At 60.6% G+C, this 18,648-nt stretch carries 14 protein-coding genes and 1 pseudogene; 9 read left to right on the top strand and 6 right to left on the bottom strand.

Annotated features, from left to right (window positions below; all coding sequences use genetic code 11):
- The 7 genes from AB4N74_RS05375 (at position 1) to AB4N74_RS05345 (ending at position 7,742) form a co-directional block, all read left to right on the top strand.
- Positions 1-1,002 carry a polysaccharide deacetylase family protein gene (locus tag AB4N74_RS05375; protein WP_186624626.1) on the top strand — a complete coding sequence of 334 codons (1,002 nt, stop codon included), beginning with the start codon at positions 1-3 and terminating at the stop codon, positions 1,000-1,002.
- Positions 999-2,306, top strand: a complete 1,308-nt coding sequence (locus tag AB4N74_RS05370) for a lipopolysaccharide biosynthesis protein (RefSeq protein ID WP_093439482.1) — start codon at positions 999-1,001, stop codon at positions 2,304-2,306. The genes AB4N74_RS05375 and AB4N74_RS05370 overlap by 4 nt, the downstream gene beginning before the upstream one ends.
- Positions 2,303-4,225: a hypothetical protein gene (locus AB4N74_RS05365; protein WP_460098543.1), complete on the top strand. Its 1,923-nt coding sequence runs from the start codon at positions 2,303-2,305 to the stop codon at positions 4,223-4,225. Before AB4N74_RS05370 ends, AB4N74_RS05365 begins: the two co-directional genes overlap by 4 nt.
- A 68-nt stretch (positions 4,226-4,293) precedes the next feature.
- Positions 4,294-4,983 (top strand): GNAT family N-acetyltransferase, encoded by a 690-nt coding sequence (locus AB4N74_RS05360; RefSeq protein ID WP_099759405.1) that lies wholly within the window; start codon positions 4,294-4,296, stop codon positions 4,981-4,983.
- A gap of 4 nt (positions 4,984-4,987) precedes the next feature.
- A complete protein-coding gene (locus tag AB4N74_RS05355; protein WP_460098541.1) occupies positions 4,988-6,172 on the top strand; it encodes a GNAT family N-acetyltransferase in 1,185 nt (394 codons plus the stop codon).
- Positions 6,144-6,935 (top strand): ChbG/HpnK family deacetylase, encoded by a 792-nt coding sequence (locus AB4N74_RS05350; protein WP_460098539.1) that lies wholly within the window; start codon positions 6,144-6,146, stop codon positions 6,933-6,935. Before AB4N74_RS05355 ends, AB4N74_RS05350 begins: the two co-directional genes overlap by 29 nt.
- Before the next feature lie 114 nt (positions 6,936-7,049).
- Positions 7,050-7,742 carry a GNAT family N-acetyltransferase gene (locus AB4N74_RS05345; protein ID WP_093439495.1) on the top strand — a complete coding sequence of 231 codons (693 nt, stop codon included), beginning with the start codon at positions 7,050-7,052 and terminating at the stop codon, positions 7,740-7,742.
- A 127-nt stretch (positions 7,743-7,869) separates the two neighbouring features.
- Here AB4N74_RS05345 and AB4N74_RS05340 read toward each other — a convergent pair whose 3' ends face one another.
- Positions 7,870-8,667: a class I SAM-dependent methyltransferase gene (locus tag AB4N74_RS05340; protein ID WP_460098537.1), complete on the bottom strand. Its 798-nt coding sequence runs from the start codon at positions 8,665-8,667 to the stop codon at positions 7,870-7,872.
- Positions 8,668-8,916: 249 nt separating this feature from the next.
- On the opposite strand from AB4N74_RS05340, the pseudogene AB4N74_RS05335 reads away from it, so the two are divergent.
- Together AB4N74_RS05335 and AB4N74_RS05330 are read left to right on the top strand one after the other, a co-directional pair.
- A pseudogene (locus AB4N74_RS05335) lies at positions 8,917-9,054 on the top strand (helix-turn-helix domain-containing transcriptional regulator); the annotation flags it as partial.
- 98 nt (positions 9,055-9,152) lie between these two features.
- Positions 9,153-9,500, top strand: a complete 348-nt coding sequence (locus AB4N74_RS05330) for a hypothetical protein (protein ID WP_093439192.1) — start codon at positions 9,153-9,155, stop codon at positions 9,498-9,500.
- A gap of 150 nt (positions 9,501-9,650) precedes the next feature.
- On the opposite strand, the gene AB4N74_RS05325 is transcribed toward AB4N74_RS05330, so the two are convergent.
- The 5 genes from AB4N74_RS05325 to AB4N74_RS05305 form a co-directional block, all read right to left on the bottom strand.
- Positions 9,651-11,081 (bottom strand): sigma-54-dependent transcriptional regulator, encoded by a 1,431-nt coding sequence (locus AB4N74_RS05325; protein WP_099758598.1) that lies wholly within the window; start codon positions 11,079-11,081, stop codon positions 9,651-9,653.
- Positions 11,050-12,543 (bottom strand): sensor histidine kinase, encoded by a 1,494-nt coding sequence (locus AB4N74_RS05320; protein WP_257358154.1) that lies wholly within the window; start codon positions 12,541-12,543, stop codon positions 11,050-11,052. Before AB4N74_RS05320 ends, AB4N74_RS05325 begins: the two co-directional genes overlap by 32 nt.
- 94 nt (positions 12,544-12,637) lie before the next feature.
- Positions 12,638-13,741: an SCO family protein gene (locus tag AB4N74_RS05315; RefSeq protein ID WP_093439201.1), complete on the bottom strand. Its 1,104-nt coding sequence runs from the start codon at positions 13,739-13,741 to the stop codon at positions 12,638-12,640.
- On the bottom strand, positions 13,738-16,545 hold the full coding sequence (locus tag AB4N74_RS05310; protein ID WP_460098534.1) for a multicopper oxidase domain-containing protein: 2,808 nt from the start codon (positions 16,543-16,545) through the stop codon (positions 13,738-13,740). The genes AB4N74_RS05315 and AB4N74_RS05310 overlap by 4 nt, the downstream gene beginning before the upstream one ends.
- A gap of 343 nt (positions 16,546-16,888) precedes the next feature.
- Positions 16,889-18,337 (bottom strand): sensor histidine kinase, encoded by a 1,449-nt coding sequence (locus AB4N74_RS05305; protein ID WP_460098532.1) that lies wholly within the window; start codon positions 18,335-18,337, stop codon positions 16,889-16,891.
- Positions 18,338-18,648 lie beyond the last annotated feature (311 nt).

The raw sequence follows: 18,648 nt of genomic DNA, 5'->3' as shown, positions 1-18,648 counted from the left end.
ATGGCGATCAAACAATTACTCAAACGCACCAGTGGCTGGCTCTATCTCAACTCGTCCATGGGCCGCAACCAATTGCAGGGCGCCGGGGTGATTCTGATGCTGCACCGGGTGTTATCGAACGACCGCGCCGCCGACCTGCCGCACCGCAACGAACTCTGCGTAGGGCCGAAAGCCTTCGAGCATTTGCTGATGTGGCTGCGCAAGCATTTCGATTGCGTGCCGCTGATGGAAATCCTTCAGCCCAACTCACTGCGTACCGAACGTCCACGGGTGGCATTGACCTTCGATGACGGCTGGCGCGACAACGCGGTGAACGCCTTCCCGCTGCTGCAAAAACATCAGGTGCCGGCGAGCATTTTTCTCTCCACCGATTTCATCGGCAGCCGTCAGCGCTTCTGGTGGGAAAGCCTCGGCGAAACCCTGTGGGGCAGTCATGGCGACAAGGCGCGGATGCATCTGATCGAATGCCTGCATGCCATGCATCACCCGTTGCCGGTGCTGCTGGATGACATCGACGTCGACCGTCGCAGCCTGGCATTGCTCCATTACCTGCAAGGGCTGAAGTCGATTGACTCGCAGGAGCTGGAACGGCTGACCGATGAATGCCCGCAGGAGTCGCAACCGCAAGCGCTGGACTGGCATCAGGTGCGCGCACTGGAGGCGTCCGGGCTGGTGCGTTTCGGTCCGCACGGCGCCAGTCACGCCATCCTCACCGGTCTCGACGATGTGCGCCTGAGCGAAGAAATCAGCCGCAGCCGTGACGCCCTGCACAACGGCTGTAATCGTGCGCTGCCGGTGTATTGCTACCCCAATGGCGACAACGATGAACGCGTGCGCCAACAGATTGCCCGTCACGATTACCCGTTTGCGCTGGGCACCGGCACCGGCATTTATCGCGGCGAAGGCGATCCGCTGAACCTGCCGCGCTTCGGTGTCAGTCAGCGCACCGCGCGTAATCCGGAGTTGCTGTCGTGGCGGATTTTTCGCGGGGCGCGGCCATGAGCCGAAGCAATTACCTCAAACATTTGGCGCTGAGCATGGGCACCAAACTGGCGATGATCGCCCTGCGTTTGCTGCGCAATGTGCTGCTGGCGCGGATTCTCGGGCCGAGCGAGCGCGGGCTGTTTGCGTTGCTCAGCACCCTGCCGGATCTGATCAGCGCCGCCACCAGTGGCGGCTTGAATTCGGCGGTGGGTTATCAGGCCGCCAAGCAGCGGCCGATGGGTTTGTTGCTGAGTCAGGTGTTGGTGTTCGGCTGTTTGCTCGCGGCGTTGCTGACCTTGCTGGTGGTGGCACTGGTGCGTGAGTTTGGCACCGAGCTGGATGTGACGATGCAGCTCGGTTTGCTCGCTTGGCTGTTGTTGCTGGCAGTGCCGCTAACGGTATTGAAAAGCGGCCTGCTGACACTGCACAACGCCTCGGGTGGCGTAGTCGCATTCAATGCCTTGCGCCTGGTCGAGTCGCTGGCGCCGCTGTTGCTGTTTCTCGCATTGTTCTGGATGTGGCAAAGCGCGGCCCTGGAAGCGGCGCTGATCAGTTGGCTGGCCGGCATCAGTCTGGTAGTGCTGGTCGGTTGGGTCTGGCTCAAACGCGCACAACCGTTGCAACTGCAATGGGACCGCGCCAGCCAGAACGAACTGCTGCGCTACAGCGCGCGCAGCCATCCGGATCTGTTGTTTCAGCAAGTGATCCTGCGTTCGGATTACCTGTTCATCGGCGCCCTGCTCGGCAGCACCGCCCTCGGTCACTACGCCATGGCCAGCGCCGCTGCTGAATTGCTGTTGATCGTCCCGGAAGCGGTGACCACGCCACTGATGAAACGCCTGCTGCAGCAAGACGAAGGCATGGACAAGGTCACGCCGCTGGCCCTGCGCCTGACCGCCACGGTGATGCTCGGCGCGTGCCTGACCATGGCGGTGATTGGCGAATGGCTGATCGTCACCTTGTTTGGTGCGGCGTACCAACCGGCGTATCCGGCGCTGCTCGCCTTGCTGCCGGGGCTGTTGGGCCTGTGCTACGCGAGCATTTTGCGTCTGGACCTGTTGGGCAAGAATCGTCCCGGCACGGTGTCGTTGCTGATGGGCCTCGGTGCCCTGCTCAATCTGGCGCTGAATCTGGTGCTGATTCCGGCTTACGGCATCGTCGGCGCGGCGGCGGCTTCGTCGATTGCCTACCTGGCGGTGACCGTGGCAATGCTGGTGCTTTACTGCCGTTTGAGCGACGTGCCGTTCTGGCAAACCCTGATCATTCTGCCGCGCGACGTCACACCGATGTGGCTGATGCTGCAACGGCGCAAAACCGCATGAAAGGCCTGGCCCTGCTGCTCGGTCTCGGCCTGTCGCTGGACGCCTTCGCGGCGTCGATGCGCTGGGCCGAGATTCGTGACGGCAGCCTGTATCTGCAAACCGATCGCCCGGACACGCTGACCGTGCGCTGGACGCCGGCGTGGCAGGCCGATGCCAATGAAGAGCATCTGTATTTGCTCGATGGTCAGGGCAAACTGGCAGGTGATCGTTTTATAAAGGCCAGTGAAATTCGTGGCAGTCAGAGCTGGCCACTGCTGCCCGGCGCGGCGAGTTATCGGCTGGAAATTCCCGGCTACAGCTTCCGCAATTACCGCGTCGAACATGACGAGCACACGGTCGCGCTGTTCGCCCCGGCGAAAGTGCATTTCAGCGTCGACACCCGCAACGGCGACGAGTTGTATTTCAAGGTTGCGCCAGGTGAACACGCGGTGCTGGCGGGCAAGTTTCACGGAGGTGTCAGCGGGTTGCAGGCACAGCGGGTCGGCGCTGAGCAGCAACTGACGCTGGCGCTGAAACCCTATCGCGCCTATTGGCAGTTCGATCAGGTTGCCCTGCCCGTCAGCGAGCGCGAGCAAGTCTGGCGTCTGCGTCTGCAAGGCAGCGGCAAAGCGGCGTTCTGGCTGGATGGCACGGCCAACCTGTTCGCGCAGAACCCGCAGCAACTGAAAGCGCTGCGTGAAGACGCCGGTCAGACGCATCTGGTCTTGCACGACAAAGTGCTCGGGCGCACGCCGGATCTGGGCATCGCCCTGCCCTACTTGATGCCGCCACCCGCCAGTCATGCCGCGCTCGATGCGCTGAAACCGACGGCGGCGAGTTACTACAGTTTTGTCGACGTGACGGCGAAGAATCCGCAGTTCGAAGACGCGTTCCGTCAGGTGTATCAGGAGCGTTTCGGCATCAGGCAGGACATCACCTTGCTCGCCGGCAGTCAGCGCCAGGCTGACTTGCGCGCCGATGTGCAAAGCAACGGCGGGCTTGATGCGTGGCTGGCCGGCACCCGAGCGCTGGGTGGCAAGGGCACCCACTACATCGGTTTTGCCGATGAGCCGAACCTCAACTATTCCAGTTACGCGCAGTATCAGGCGATTTTCACCAGCATGGCGCGGCAAGTGCGCAGCGATCCGGCCAATGCCAAGGCCGGCGTGCGCATCGCCATGCCGGCCAGTTCGCGGCTGGTCAACGGGCCGTTTGCCAATAACGCTGCGGACAAGCGCGGCATCGATTGGGCGCGGCGTCTGCTCAGCGAATCCGGCGATCAGGTTGACGCGCTGGCGTGGCACGAATGGATGATCCGCGACCTGCTCGCCACACGCGTCTATCGCGACAGCGTGCGCCGCGCGGCCGAATTGGTTGGCCTCGATGGCAAAGGCCAGCCGCACAAAGCCTTGTTGCTCGACCAGACCAATCTGTCCAGCGGCTCCAGCCTCAGCCCTTATGATCAGGAAACCCACTACACCTCGCTGTGGTGGGCGTCGGTGGTGATCAACGCGTCGCAGGATGGCTTGTTGACGATGCTCAACTGGTTCCAGGCCGCCGATGAGCCGCAGTACCCCAAGGGCATGCTGCGTGTCTCGGCCGATGAACAACACTTCGAGCTGAAGCCGGTAGGCCAGGCCCAGCAATTCATAGCCCAACACTGGCTGCATCAAGTGCTGTGGCTGGAAAACGATGCCTTTGAAGTCGATGTGCTGGCGATGGCCGGCGACGATCAGCGCGGCTTGCTTGGGGTAAATAAAGGCACTCGGCTGCAACGTGTAGACCTGGCCGGCGCCAAGTGTCCGCTGAACAACGGCGCCCTGCGCTACTTCGGTGCTGACAATCGCAGTCGTGACGCGCCGTTTACCTGCCAGGACGGGCGTGTGCGTTTCGAGCTGCCGGGGCAAACCCTGTTCGCCCTCGGCTGGAGCGCTTCATGAACCGTCCGTTGATGTTCAGCCGCGCAGGCCTGTGGCCGCGCGATGCCTCGTCATCAGGAGCCAAAACCATGAACATGCTAAGCAAACTGACTGAACACCTGCGGCAGAAAGGACTCACTGCTACCGCCAAAAAAGCGTGGAAACACTACATCTTTTCCCATCAGGAACTGCTGTGGATGGAGCGCGATCTGGTCAGCCCGGTGCCGCCGCACAACCTCAAACCGTACCCGCCGCTGCGGGTGGTGAAGATCACGGCGGACAACGCCAGCGCCTTCGCGCGCTACTTCGGCGACCGCGTCGGCACCATGGCGGAGCTGGCCAAAGAAGGTCACACCGGGCACATGCACCTGGACGATCAGGGCGATGCCGTGGCGTTTATCTGGGGCAGTTCGCGGGACTATTTCGACCGGCACTATTACGGTTGCATGTTTCCGGTGAAACCCGGCGAGTTCTTCGAGTTCGGCGGTGAACTGACCCGCGCCTACTGGGGTAGCGAGTTGTCGGTGGATCTGCAACTGGAGCTGTGGAAAGCCATGGCTGCACAGGGTTGCGACAAGGTTGTCGACGTCTGCGAATTCCACAACATCCCGGCGCTCAAGCTGCACTTGCGCATGGGCTATACCGAGCAGAACCGCATCATGAATGTGTACACCTTGTTCGGTCGCTGGCGTTTCTACCGCGAAAGCCGCTACAGCGGTTCGCGTCTGGATGCGCTGCGCAAACCTTCCCGTCCACCCGTAACAGCCACGGCGGCCTGAGCCTATGGTGACGCGATTTGAATGGCGCACTTCATTGTGCGTCGCCGATTTCCCTGAAGCGGCGTATGAAGCGCTGCGCCTGCGGGTGACGGATCACACGCCGTTCAACCACCTTGGTTGGTTGTGCGCGGCCGAGCAGGCCCTTGGCGCGGATGAGCGTTTGCACATTCTGCTGGGGTGGGAAGCGGACGAATTGCGTCTGTGCCTGCCATTGGTGGCGAGTCGCGAGCGCTTTGCCGGCCTGCCGTTCCGGGTCGTGCATCACTTGGGGTATCCACTGGCCGATCGTTTGGCGCTGTTGTCTTTGCTTGGCCATGAAGACATGCGCAAGGCCTTGCTGTTGATTCACCAACGGCTGCCCCACGCGTTGCTGCAACTCAATGAGTTGTCCGAACCTGCGGGTGAGGAAAGTGCGCTGACCGAATGGATGGCGCGCAGTTCCGCCGCTGAACGACGCCTGAGTTGTCGGGTGCCGGTGCATCTGATCAGCGAGGCCGATCATCAGGAAGTCTCCGGCGACCCGCGCTACAAGCTGCGGCGGGCACGCAAGCGGATCGCCGCGTGCGGTGCCGAAGTGCGGCGCATCGTGCCCGATGCGTTGAGCATGGGCCCGCTGTTAAAGGTCATCAGCGACGTCGAAGCGGTGAGCTGGAAAGGCGACGAAGGCGTGGGGATTTTCGCCAGCGAACGCAGCCGCCAACTGATCGAGCGCGCCTTCACCGCCCTCGCCGGCCAGGGCCTGGTGCGGGTGGTGACGCTGGAACTGAATGGCCACTGCATCAGTTATCGCCTCGGTCTGCTGGAGCAAGGACGGCTCTACGATTACAACCTCGCCTTCCTGCCGCAATACGCGGATCTGGGCAGCGGCCGGGTGTTGCTGGAGGAATGGATTCGCTGGGGGCTGGACGACAACTGGCGCTGGATCGACGCCTCGCGGGTCAGCCTGGAAAACTCCAGTCATCAACTGCACGAACGCATGACCGGACAACTGGAGCACTGGCGCTGGAGTTTTTATTCCTGGCGGCCGAGTGGTCTGGTGCTCGGCCTGGGCCTGCGCCTGTGGCATCGCCTCAAACCGCACGTACAAGCCTGGCGCGCCCGTCGTACCGAGCCTGCGAAACCCACACCGAAACCTGTCGCGATCACCACGGAGGGCGAACATGCCTCGCCAAGTCATAGTCAACGCTGACGATTTCGGCCTTAGTCCGAACGAAAATTCGGTGATCTTCGCCGCGTTTCAGGCTGGGGTCATCAGTTCTGCCACCGCCATGGCCAACATGCCGGCGTTCGAAGCGGCGTGTGCCATGGCGCGGCATCCGACGTTGCAAGGTCGGGTCGGGCTGCACTTCAACCTGACTTACGGACGACCACTGAGCCTGGGGATTCTGGCGCGTCGCACCTTTTGCGATGACTTCGGCGTGTTTGACCTCAGCCTGCCGCGCCACAGTTTCTGGCTGGGCCGCGAGGATCGCAAGGCGGTACGCGAAGAATTGCAGGCGCAGTGGCAGCGCTGCGTCGATCACGGCATGCGTCCCAGCCACATCGATTCTCACCAGCACGTGCACAACATCTGGCCGATCGGCGAGATCGTCGCGCGGTTTGCCGCGCATCAAGGTGTACCGATTCGGCTGGCGCGCAACCTAGGGCAGAACCTCAATCTGCCCAAGCGTGTGTTCAAGGGATTGCTCAATTGGCGTTTGCAGAGTCTGGCCGGCGTTACCGCCGACTATGTGTGCACGCCGATCGACCTGCGCAACGGCAACGCGCCGACCGACGGCGTGCTGGAAATCGTCGCCCACCCGACGCAACTCGGCGCCGATTTCGGTGACGCCTATCTCAACCCGAACGAGTCATTGAGCCTTGTGCTAGAGCAGCGGCTGACGGGCGTTGCGCGGGTTTCCTATAGCGATCTGAACAAGGATTTTCTACGCGGGGCGACGGCACTCGATTGAGTTACACACGTTGAAATACTTTCCAAAGTGGCCCTTTGAAATTAACTGGCCAGCGTGATCTATACCCACAAAAGCACCATCCACCACACCCGGGCTGCGGCCACGGAGGGCATCATGAGCGTGATCGAAAAACTACAAGAGCGCATCCGGCAAAAAGGCTTCGGCCGCACGTTCGGCACGTTGTGGAAACGCTACGTGTTCTTCCATTGGGAACTGTTGTGGATGGAGCGTGACCTGGTCAGCCCGGTACCGCCGCACAAGCTGCGGCCTTACGACGGGCTACGCAAAGTCGATATCACGCCGCAGAATGCCATCGCGTTCACCAAGCATTTTGGTGACCGGGTAGGCACCATGGCGGAACTGGCGGCCGAGGGTCACACCGGGCACATGTACCTCGATAAGGATGACCACGCCGTTGCGTTTATCTGGGGCAGCATCCGCGACTATCACGACCGGCACTATTATGGCTGCACCTTCCCGGTGAAGCCCGGTGAGTTCTTTGAATTCGGTGGTGAGATGACCCGTGCGTATTTCGGCAGCAGCCTGTCGGTGGACGTGCAGGTGGCGCTGTGGGAGGCGATGGCGGCGCAGGGTTGCGACAAGGTGGTGGATGTTTGCGAGACGCACAATATTCCGGCGCTGAAGCTGCATCTGCGCATGGGTTACCACGAGCAGGGCCGCGTGATGCACGTTTACTGCCTGTTCGGGCGCTGGAAGTTTTTCCGCGAAACGCGGTATGAGGGTTCGCGTCTGGAACCGCTGCGCAAACCAGGGCGGCCGGTGGTGAGTGCGGCGGCGCAGGCTTGATTCAACTCTGAAATATTCAGCGGCAGTGATGCCGTCATCGCGAGCAGGCTCACTCCTACATTTGAAATGCATTCCCCTGTAGGAGTGAGCCTGCTCGCGATGAGGCCGGTAGCCGCGCTGATTATTTTCAGGCCTTGCTGGCGACCAAGGTAAAACACATCGGCATCTGCGCCTCTCGATTCAGATACCGGTCATACACCTCTTCCCGATTCGAATGCGCATACTCCCTGAAGTGCGCAATATTCAGCCCTGCCCCGATGGCACCACCGAAAATCGCCCCCAGCGTGTGCACAAACCAATACGACTTCGCCGCCTGCTGCTCAACCTTGCCGACATAGACAATCGGTTCTTCCTGCACAAACGGTTCGGCGCGGAAGTACGAACTCGCGAGGCGATAGGGATCTTCCCCATCCGGGTCGACCATTTCCAGAAACGGGTGGGTTTCGTAGATCACCAGTTTCCCGCCCGGTTTCAGCGTTGAAGCGACATGGCGGAAAAACTCGCCGATGTCCGGCATCCAGTTCAAAACACCGATGGTGATCAGCGCCACATCGAAGCGATTGTGCAAGGACGCTGGCAAATGATGGATATCGCTTTCGATGAACTCGGCTTTGTGCGGTGAACGCTTGTTCAGCTCGCGGGCCTGTTCTAGAAACGCCGCCGATTGATCGACGCCGACCACGCTTCTGGCACCAAGCGCAAACAGCGAGAGACTCTCACGGCCATTGTTGCAGCCCAGTTGAATCACATCCTTGCCATCGACCTCCAGCAACCCGCTCAGGGTCTCATCGAGGCAAGAGAAATCCGCCTGTGCGACTTCGCCGAGCAAGGCCTGCCAATCAGGCGAATCCTGGTGATGGCGGGCGGAATCGTTCCACGCCTGTCGATTGCTTTCGATGGCGGTTTTGTTGTTAGGCACTTCCATGGCGCACTCCGGACGATGCTCGTGATTGAGCGGATCCGAGTCTAGATCAGCCCGGCAATTGCGGTTGTTGCAAACTTGTAAGCCAATTCCTGCGGCAACTCCTACATATCAGGGTGTTCTGGCCTACAAATGTCGGCGAATTATCAAAACAGATAAAGGACACGGCTGACTATTCAACTCTGCTCACGTGGATACCCTCACAAAGCGCAGTCATCCGACGCGCACAAAAATGGCTAAGGAGGTTTAACCATGAGCCAGACTTTGACGAATTTCGACGTGATAGCACTGCTGGACAGTGACGAAGCCATCAACGAATACCTGTCTCAGGTTCTTGCAAATGGGGATAACGAAGAGTTTCTTCGCGCAATCGGCTATGTGCTCAAGGCCTGCGCACAACCGGAGCATGTGATCAATCACCCGGTTGTTTGAATGTCGGGCAGCTATAGTTAATAGCCTTGGGGAAAACCGCACTCGCAGGTGCCGCCATGCATATGCTCGATCGGCTGTTGTTGACCGGCTGTCTGCTCGCTGCCACTCAGGCGCAAGCGCTGGACAGCAATTTCAATTATTACGGGCCGAACCAGCCCTTCGCCCACCCTGCCCCGTATTCACTGAGTTCCACGCCGCCCAAGCCTTACGACGATACGGCGCCGCAGGATTTTGTGGTGATTCCGGGTGACCATGAGTTCTACGATTCACAACTGCCGACTGTGGCGGACGCGACGGTGCGGGTGTTTATCCGCACGTACGATGCCGAGCGCGGGATTTATGTGAATGACGAGGTGCTGGATCCGGGTTGTTTGCTGGAGTGTTTGAGTCGGCAGCAGCATTGATCCGGGTTGCTCACAACATCTGCGGCACCACCGATCCCTTGTAGGAGTGAGCCTGCTCGCGATAGCGGTGTGTCAGCAATAAAGAGGTCGACTGACACACCGCTATCGCGAGCAGGCTCACTCCTACAGGGGAAATGCGGTGTGCCTGGGTTACCACTGCCGTTTATCCGGGCGGGCGAGGCCGAGTTTTTCGATGCGGTAGCGCAGCATGTCGCGGCTCAGGCCCAGCAGGCGCGCGGATTTGGTGACGTTCCAGTCGGTCTTGTCGAGCATTTTGCGCACCATGTCGCGCTCGACTTCCGGCAGGTTCATCGACTCGGTGTTGCTCGCCGGACGCGGTTCGTAGTGCATCGGTGCTTCATGAATATGCAGCGGCGGCTCGTCGACCAGGCTCATGCACACGTTGAGCTGATGCGCAGCGATGGTGTCGCTCGGCGCCAGCAGTACGGTTTGCTCGAGCATGTTGCGCAGCTCGCGCACATTGCCCGGCCAAGTGTAACTGAGCAGCAGCTCTTCGGCCTGCTGACTGAAATGCAGATTCGGTTTGCCGTAGCGTTTGCCATGACTGGCGAGAAAGTGCCGCGCCAGCAACAGAATATCGTCGCCCCGGGCATACAGGCGTGGCACTTTGATCGAAATGATCCGCAGGCGGAAAAACAGATCGCGGCGGAATTTGCCCTGCTGCACCATCTGTTCAAGATTGCAGTTGGTCGCACTGATCACCCGCAGATTGACCTTGCGCTCCTTCACCGAACCGACCCGGCGAATGGTGCGATCCTCCAGCAACTTCAAAATCTTCGCCTGCAAGAGCAGATCCATCTCGCCAATTTCATCCAGAAACAGCGTGCCGCCATCCGCGGCTTCCACCAGACCAACGCGACGATCCTTGGCGTCGGTGAATGCGCCCTTCTCATGGCCGAACAGCTCCGACTCGACCAGATTCGATGGAATCGACGCGCAGTTGAATTCAATGAACGGCCCTTTGCTACGCGGACCGTCGAAGTGCAACGCGCGGGCCACCAACTCTTTGCCGGTGCCGGTCTCGCCTTCCACCAAAACCGGCGGTAGATCGGTGTTGGCCATGCGTCGCTCGGCGTCGAGCAACTGGCCGATGGTATTTTTCAGGTACTGCATCGGCGCCGAGTCGCCGATCAGCGCCTGCACCCCGGATTTCTGCGCCTCGCGCTCCTGATAGAACGACAGCGTGCGCTCCATTCGTTCGGTGGCCAGAGCCTTGTCGAGCAGCAGTTTCAGCTCCGGTAAAGCCACCGGTTTGGTGACGTAATGAAAGGCGCCCTCCTTCATCGCCACCACCGCATCTTCGACGTTGCCGTAACCGGTCATCATGATCACTTTGAGATCCGGCGCGCTGATGCGCAGCTTCTGGATCAGGTCGTGACCGCTCATGCCCGGCAGCGAGTTGTCGGTCAGCACAATGTCGGGCATGAAGGTTTCCAGTTGCGCCAACGCGTCTTCGGCCGAATGGCAGACGGTCACCTCGAAGTCCTTGCGCTCCAGGTAGGTCTGAATATTCTCGGCCAGCAGTTCGTCATCCTCGACCAGCAGAATGCTGTGTTCCATATTCCCCTCCCGATGCCACTTTGAAGTTGAGACTGACGCGGGTTCCCTCCTGCTCGCGGCTGGTCAGCACGACCGAACCTTCAAAACGCTCCATGATTCTTTTGACCAACGCCAGACCAACCCCGAGGCCGCCCTGTTTGGTGGTGAAAAACGGTTTGAACACCAACAGTTGCTGCTGCGCGCTCATGCCCTTGCCGGTGTCGCTCACGGTCAGGCGCACGCGGTCGGGCTGCGGCGATTCGAATTCGACGCTGAGCACACCGCCCTTGGGCATCGCTTCCAGGGCGTTGGCAAACAGGCTATTGAGGATTTGCGTGAGCAGCACCTTCTGGCTGACGACCGGCGCGCAATTCTGCGCAGTGAAGCGCACTTCGACGTTGCAGCGTTTGATCAATGCTTCGAAGGCGCCAACGGTGTCTTCGACCGCCATCACCAGGTCCACCGCCTCGCCGTCGTCGTTCATCGGCCGCAGCGACACCAGCAACTCGCGCACCCAGCGCGACATGCGATCGACCTGGCTGATGATGTCGCCGATGTTGCGCTGCGCACCGGGGCTGGCGATTTCCTGGGCCAGTTCGGCGCTGGAGCGAATGGTCGCCAGCGGATTACGCAGACTGTGCGCCACCGCCGAAGACATCTCGCCGAGGGCGACAAAGGTTTCATTGCTGATCAACTGTTGCTGCTGGCTCTGCAGCAGTTTCGCCGCGCGGCGGACGATCCAGAACAACGCGAGAAAGATCACCGCACCACCGAAACAGGTCGCCGCCCAGATCGAGGCGAATCCACGGTCGATGCGGTCGACCAGATCCGCCGGTTCCTTGTAGATCTCGACCATGGCGACGACTTTGCTTTTGTCGGCGTTGAACATCGGGATGTAGTTCTCGATGAACAAATACTTCGGCTCGCGCAGTAACTGCTGCTCGGGTTTCTCATCGTCGATCTTGTGATAACTGGAAGACACCGCGACTTTCATCTCGAACGATTCGTCGAGTTCGTCGTCATCCTCGAATTTGACCCCGATCAGTTCCGGATTGGTCGACCAGATCACCGTGCGATCCAGCGCGTACACCGTGGCCAGGAGAACGTCGGGCAGGTGTTGGACATGGTCGAGGAACTCGGCGCGGGCGGCTGCATGGGCAACGGGATCGACATCGGGAAAGTTGTCGTCCTGGCGCGGGTCGAGCATTTCGCCCATGGTGCGCGCCGGGGTGATACCGGCGTGGCGTATTTCCGCTGCGCCGATGGCCTGAACGAATTGCGCCGTCAGCAACGCATCGCGCTCAACGCTTTCAGTGACGATGAAGCGCGTGGAGATATAGCCAAGGCCCACCGCCACGGCGGCAATGATGAAAAAACTCGCGAGCGAGAACCAGCGCAGCAGATTGAACTGTTCGCGCCAGCTCTTGCCCATTGCCGCCGGGGTGTCCGGCGCAGGTGTTTGTTGTGCTTCCAGTCGCTGCATGGGAGTGCCCTGGAGGTTTTGTATCGAGCCAGTTACTGCCATCAGTGTAGGTGGCTCTGACCGCGACACACGGTTCAATGATGCTATTTCGCCGCTACCGCATCTGACTCACCGTCGCGGCTGAATCGCCCGGTTTTACTGGCGTCAATGCACCGTCGGCCACGGCCGGGGTGGACGGTTGTTGACGCTCGGTTTCATCACGGAGGAAATCGATGATCGACTGCGCAGATGCCTCGTCGAGACGCAGGTTGGGCATCGGAATTCGCTCGAACTGTTCGTAGAGTTGCTGGGCAATCGGGTCTTTTTCCGCGAGCAGGCGATCCGGCTCGCGGATCCAGCGGTTCAGCCACTTCGGATCACGGTGACGGGTCACGCCGATCAGGTCAGGGCCGATGCTGCGCATGCCAAGGCCCTGGCCATCCATTGGGCCGAGGCTGTGGCAGGAGGCGCAGCGGGTGCGGAACAGTTCTTCGCCATTGCTCGGCGGACGAATGTCCGGGGCATTGGCGTAGCTTTCTTCGATGCTCGGCTGCTTCCAGTTCTGCAAGGTGTTGGCCAGTTGATCGGCGAGGATCCACGGGTTTTCGAACGGCGAAGCTTTCATCCAGCGCCCGGTGGTCTGGTTACCGACTATCAGGCTGAGGTTGTGGTCCTTGTTGCGGCCGTTGTCGACGCCTTCGATGAACAGCCCGAGTTTTTTGCGCAGGTCGGTGACGTCTTCGAACTCGCCGGTGAGAAACCTCCAGCCGGGGCCAACTTTAAAGCGCTGCGAATAGGCCTTGAGCACTTCGGGCGTATCACTGAGCGGATCGATGCTGATCGAGTAGAAAAAGATGTCCTGGCCGACCCGATCACCGAGCAGTTTTTGCACCTGGCGCAGGCGCGCGGTTTCCAAGGGGCAGGAATCGCTGCACGAAGTGAAGATGAAGTTGATCACCACCACTTTGTCTTTGATCAGGTCATCGAAGAAATGCACCTGCTGACCGTCCTGATCGGTCAGCAAGGTGTTGGGGAAATAGTCGCCACCCCACGGGGTGGCGGATTCGCTCGCCGCTGGTGGCTCGCCGACGCTGGCCTGATGCGCCAGCAGCACACGGCTGGCGAACACACAGACCACCAGCATCAGCACCAGGTGCATGCCCAGCGCCCGGGAGCGCGGGGTATGCACGGGTTGGCTGTCACCGTGGCGACGGTTCATGGCTTGATCACCACTTGTGGGCCCATACCGTCGCCGCTGCGGAAGGTAGGCAGCGCGGCCGAGTTGACGTAGCGCACACCGTCCCAGCTTGGCAGTGGGGTTGGCATCAACTGCAATTGCCCGGGCTTCTCAAGGTCCCAGCGCAGCAGCATCGAGTTGTCTTCATGCTGAGTGTTGTGGCAGTGCTCCATGTAGGTCCCGGCGAACTCGCGGAAGTTGATCGCCATCTCGACGCTGTCCAGGCCATCCGCTTCCGAGCCTATGCGATAGACGTCTTTGCGCGCCCACTTTTCCCACTCTGGCGGGGCCTTGCCGCCGCGACTGAGGATGATCCCCTCCTCGAAGTGCACATGCACCGGATGGCTCCAGCCCTTGCCGCCGGCCTTGATGTTCCACACTTCGAGGGTGCCGAACCCGGTGACACCGGCATCGGTCGGGCCACTGGACAATTGGGTCGAGGCATTGAGTCGGCGTGGGTCCATGTGGAAGCCGAACCCGCCGTCAGTCTTGACCGTCCAGGGCGCTTCATCGGTGCCGTCGGAACGGCCGAAGGTGAAGGTGCGGTGGCGAGCCTTGGCCAGCACGGCTTTGTCGGCGGCGTTGTCGCGATGGAGCTTCAACGGGATCATCACCAGCCCTTCCGCCTTGCCCGGTTTCGCCGGTTCGTAGGCTGCCGGGTTCATCGCCAGATCCTGACCGGTGTAAGCCTTGACGTTGAGCTGCAAGACCTTGCCCACCGCCGGATCGCCTCTGTCCCATTGCGGGCCTTTGCTGGTCTGCTTGATCACTGCCAGGTATTTTTCCGACAGGATGTCGCCCAACGGAATGACCTCTTTGGGTCCCTTGCCGTCGTCGTGGGCCTGCAGGTTGACGAAAAACAGCTTGTCCCCCGGCTTGATGCCGTTTTTCGAGAAGTTGACGATGATATCGAAGCGCTCGGCGATGCCCTGGGTCGGCAGGATCGCGTTGTGGTTCTGTTTATCGCCATCGGCGTCGAGGTCCATGCTGCCGTCGAACGGCACGCTGTGCTCCATGATGTTGCCGTCGTTGGCGATCATGTGGAACGGCACGCGGCTGTAGGTCACGCCGGAGTTTTTCGGCCCTTGGAACTCGCCGCCGCTGCCTTTGATTTCGCGCACCAACGCCAGTTTGAAGTAGCGCGACACCGAGCCATTGAGGATGCGGAAGCGATAACTGCGCGCACGCACGTCGAGGGCCGGTTTCCACTGCCAGTTGACCAGCACCTGATCACCGAGGAAGCCGTCGGTGTTGAACGGGTTGAACCACAACTGGCCTTCCTGATCCCACGCCTTGTCGGCGAACACCAGATTGACATCGTAGTCACGGTTACCCCATGGCAAGGCGCTGCCACTGGGGAATCGCAGGTTGACGCCGTCGTTCACCGACTCGTTGCCGCGATCCAGCGCGCTGTAGTAGTTCATCATCGCCGCGTTGCCCTTGTAGACGTTCTGCGCGGTGAAATCGAGCATGTGGTCATGGAACCAGTGGGTGCTCATGGTCTCGCGCCAGTCGCCCCGGATCTTGATGGTGCCGTTGTCACAGGTCTTTTTCGCCGGTGCGAGGTCGTTGACCCACAGGGTTTCACCCGGTGCGCACGGGAACGCGGCGCGCGGGTCTTCAGCCTTGGTGTTGATGCTGTCGTAACCGGCAAGCTGGATCGGCCAGCGATAGTCATAGAACTGCCCCGGAAAGAAGAACGCGTTGGCATAACCGTCGCTTTCTGCCGGCGCGTGACCGTTGTGCTCGTGGGTGCTGATGGTGTGCAGACCGAAACCACGGTTGGCCGACGGATCGATCGGCAAGCCGTTGTAGTGACGCATCATCACCGGTTGGCCGTAGCGCACCATCAACAGTTTTGGCGGCAACGTGCCGTCGAAGGTCCACACTGCGTTGTGGTTCTGCACCGGCATGGCCGGGTGGAAACGCGGGTCGACGCCTTTCGCAGTACCGTCAGTCAGCGGTACACCCGCGACGTTGTGGTAAAGGCCGCCGGGGCCGAATTCGCCCACCGCGTAATGGTGCATTTGCACGCTGTCACGCAGGCCACCATTGAGGCGCGCGCCGGTCTGCGCGGTTTTATAGGCGACCTGTGGGTAGAACTCGTTCCAGCGCTGGTGTGCCCAGCCTTTTCCTGGTGGCCGGCCTTCAGCGGACGAGCCGATGTGGCGATTGAGGAACACTTCGATCTGCGCCTGCCACGGGTTGCGGTCGACCACGTTAGAGAACTGGCTGGGAAACGGCGTCAGCCCCGGTTGGCGCAAAAACGCATCAAGGGCGGTGCCGGGTGGCGCGCTGCGGGCGACGTTGTTCGGGTCCTGAGCCGGTGCCGGGCCGATCGCAGCGGGCGGAAACGGCAATGGCGCGGCCGGGGTGGTCGGGTCGAGTTTTTCCGGGCCGAACTCTTCGAACAGGGTCAACTGCTGGGTGAACGGCTGCGCGCCATAGAGCGGGCTCGGCTTGCCGTTGGTGGGGTAGTTGAAACTGGTCTGCACGGCCGGCGGCAGGACGTTCTCCGTGCGTGTCGAGGCACGGGTGCCTTTGACGCCGTCGGGCAAATCGAAGGAGTCTTCGTTGGCCTCGGGCATGGTCAGGATGGCGTTGAGCGCCGTTGGTTCGTCTGCCGGCTCGTCGTAGTACGCCGACGGGTCGGAGGTTTCTGGCTGTCGTTCGTCATCGATCGGACTGGCGCGAACGCCGGCCATGGTGCCGAGGGTCAACATCAGAAAGACACTCAGAGGCGTCAGCAGAAAGGTATTGCTTGGGTTACGCGTTGTTCTGTCCATCACCAGCCGCCTCATCAAGGAAGGGGTGATGGTGTTTTGCAACTAGTGCGCCAAGAAATTATTTCCAGTTGTAACAGGGACTTGGAAGGTCTGCGGGTTTCCCCACTCCCCGGTGACCGGGGCTTGACACCCAGTGATGGGGGAAGTTCATAAAATTTTGGCCCGTGAAATTCTGCAGCGGTGGAAGTGTTGATCGTTCCCACGCTCTGCGTGGGAATGCCTCAAGGGACGCTCCGCGTTCCATGGGACGCAGAGCGTCCCCGGCTGCATTCCCACGCAGAGCGAGGGAACGATCAGTCGATAGATCGCAGTCTTCGGCAGTCCGCGAAATGGAATAGGCCCGTCATTGGACTAATTGGAATGCCAATCGAACCGAGGTGCCCTCACCTTCGCGGCTGTCGAGGGTCACGCCGCCGCCGAAGCGCTCCATGATGCGTTTGACCAGCACCAGACCGACCCCGAGGCCGCCAGACTTGGTGGTAAAAAACGGCCGGAAGGCCATGGTCCGTTGTTCTTCGTTCATGCCTTTACCCGTGTCACTGAGCACCACGCACACGCCACGGTCATCACTCGGTTCGAGGCTGACAGTCAATGTGCCGCCCTTGTCCATCGCCTCCAGCGCGTTGGCCAGCAGGCTGTTGAGGATCTGCGTCAGTTGTACCGGTTGGCTGAGCACCATCGGCGTGTGTTGCGGATGAAACACCACCTGCACGCCGGCCTTGGCGATCTGCTGTTCAAACGCGACCAGGCTTTCGTGCAGCGCCGCTACCAGGTTCACCGGTTCCGGGTCATCGTTGAGCGGACGCAGGGACTGCAGCAGCTCGCGCACCCATTTCGACATGCGGTCGACCTGGCCGATGATGTCCTTGATGTTCTTTTCTGCCGGGCCGGCATCGAACTCCAGCGCCAGTTCTGCACTGGAACGGATCGTCGCCAACGGGTTGCGCAAACTGTGCGCCACAGCTGAGGACATCTCGCCCAAGGCGACAAAGGTTTCGTTGGCGATCAGTTGTTTTTGCTGGGCGGCGAGCAGAATCGCCGCGCGCCGGACGATCCAGTACAGGCCCAGGTAAATCAGCCCGCCGCCAAGCGCAGTGGCCAGCCAGATCAGGGCCAGCCCGCGCTCCATGCGCGCGATCAGGTCTTTGGGTTCCTTGTAGATCTCGACCATCGCCGTGACGTTCTTGCCCTCGGCGTCGAACAGCGGAATGTAGTTCTCGATAAAGATGTAATCCGGCGGGATGACGAACTTCTGTTCCTCACGGGCCTTGTCGACATCGTGGTAGCTGGCCGACACCGGAATCTTTTCGTTAAAGGAGCGATCAAGGTCGTCGTCGGCATGGATGCTGGTGCCGATGAGTGCTGGATTGGTCGACCAGATCACCTGGCGGTCCGGCGCGTAAATGTTGGCGAGAATCACGTCCGGCAGGTGTTCGATGTGGTCGAGAAATTCACCGCGCGCACCTGCCCGGGCCTGCGGGTCGACATCGGGAAAATCCTTGTCCTGACGTGGATCGAGCAACTCGCCCATCGTGCGGATGTTGGGAATCGACACGTGGCGCACTTCGGCAGACGCGATGGCCTGGATGAACTGCGCGGTGAGCAAGGCATCGCGCTGCACGCTTTCTTCGATCACGAAACGCGTTGAAACCGCGCCTAGTGCGATGGCCACGGTGCCGATCACGGCCATGCTGATCAGCGAAAACCAGCGCAGCAGGTTGAACGGTTGCTTGCGCGAACCCAAGCGTAGCGTGCCCTCCTCAACCGGAAGCGATTTCGACTGCATGTTCATGGCGGCGACTTCCCGATACGTCCTATAGGGTTATAGCCCACGGGTGGGGGTTTGCCCGGATGCGGGGATATCGACCCGATAAGACCGCCCAAACCACCACAAATCCCTGTGGGAGCGAGCTTGCTCGCGAAGGCGGCAGATCAATCGACATTTTCGTCACAGGAAGTCCGCTTTCGCGAGCAGGCTCACTCCTACAAGGATCTGTGTTCGGCAGGCCATGAGTGTTCATCCCCACCGTCCCCAATCCTGGGGAATGACGCCCTTTCCCCGCTGGCCAAAAACCTGACCCTTCTGCGCGTCAAGCCCTCTAC

This window comes from Pseudomonas sp. H3_C08 (assembly GCF_054669455.1).
Note: the sequence above shows the minus strand (reverse complement) of the source record. Positions and strands in the feature narration are given on the sequence as shown.

Coding starts and splice junctions, on each gene's coding strand:
- AB4N74_RS05375 (WP_186624626.1), top strand. CDS start 1: ATGGCGATCAAACAATTACTCAAACGCACCAGTGGCTGGCTCTATCTC.
- AB4N74_RS05370 (WP_093439482.1), top strand. CDS start 999: ATGAGCCGAAGCAATTACCTCAAACATTTGGCGCTGAGCATGGGCACC.
- AB4N74_RS05365 (WP_460098543.1), top strand. CDS start 2,303: ATGAAAGGCCTGGCCCTGCTGCTCGGTCTCGGCCTGTCGCTGGACGCC.
- AB4N74_RS05360 (WP_099759405.1), top strand. CDS start 4,294: ATGAACATGCTAAGCAAACTGACTGAACACCTGCGGCAGAAAGGACTC.
- AB4N74_RS05355 (WP_460098541.1), top strand. CDS start 4,988: ATGGTGACGCGATTTGAATGGCGCACTTCATTGTGCGTCGCCGATTTC.
- AB4N74_RS05350 (WP_460098539.1), top strand. CDS start 6,144: ATGCCTCGCCAAGTCATAGTCAACGCTGACGATTTCGGCCTTAGTCCG.
- AB4N74_RS05345 (WP_093439495.1), top strand. CDS start 7,050: ATGAGCGTGATCGAAAAACTACAAGAGCGCATCCGGCAAAAAGGCTTC.
- AB4N74_RS05340 (WP_460098537.1), bottom strand. CDS start 8,667: ATGGAAGTGCCTAACAACAAAACCGCCATCGAAAGCAATCGACAGGCG.
- AB4N74_RS05330 (WP_093439192.1), top strand. CDS start 9,153: ATGCATATGCTCGATCGGCTGTTGTTGACCGGCTGTCTGCTCGCTGCC.
- AB4N74_RS05325 (WP_099758598.1), bottom strand. CDS start 11,081: ATGGAACACAGCATTCTGCTGGTCGAGGATGACGAACTGCTGGCCGAG.
- AB4N74_RS05320 (WP_257358154.1), bottom strand. CDS start 12,543: ATGCAGCGACTGGAAGCACAACAAACACCTGCGCCGGACACCCCGGCG.
- AB4N74_RS05315 (WP_093439201.1), bottom strand. CDS start 13,741: ATGAACCGTCGCCACGGTGACAGCCAACCCGTGCATACCCCGCGCTCC.
- AB4N74_RS05310 (WP_460098534.1), bottom strand. CDS start 16,545: ATGGACAGAACAACGCGTAACCCAAGCAATACCTTTCTGCTGACGCCT.
- AB4N74_RS05305 (WP_460098532.1), bottom strand. CDS start 18,337: ATGAACATGCAGTCGAAATCGCTTCCGGTTGAGGAGGGCACGCTACGC.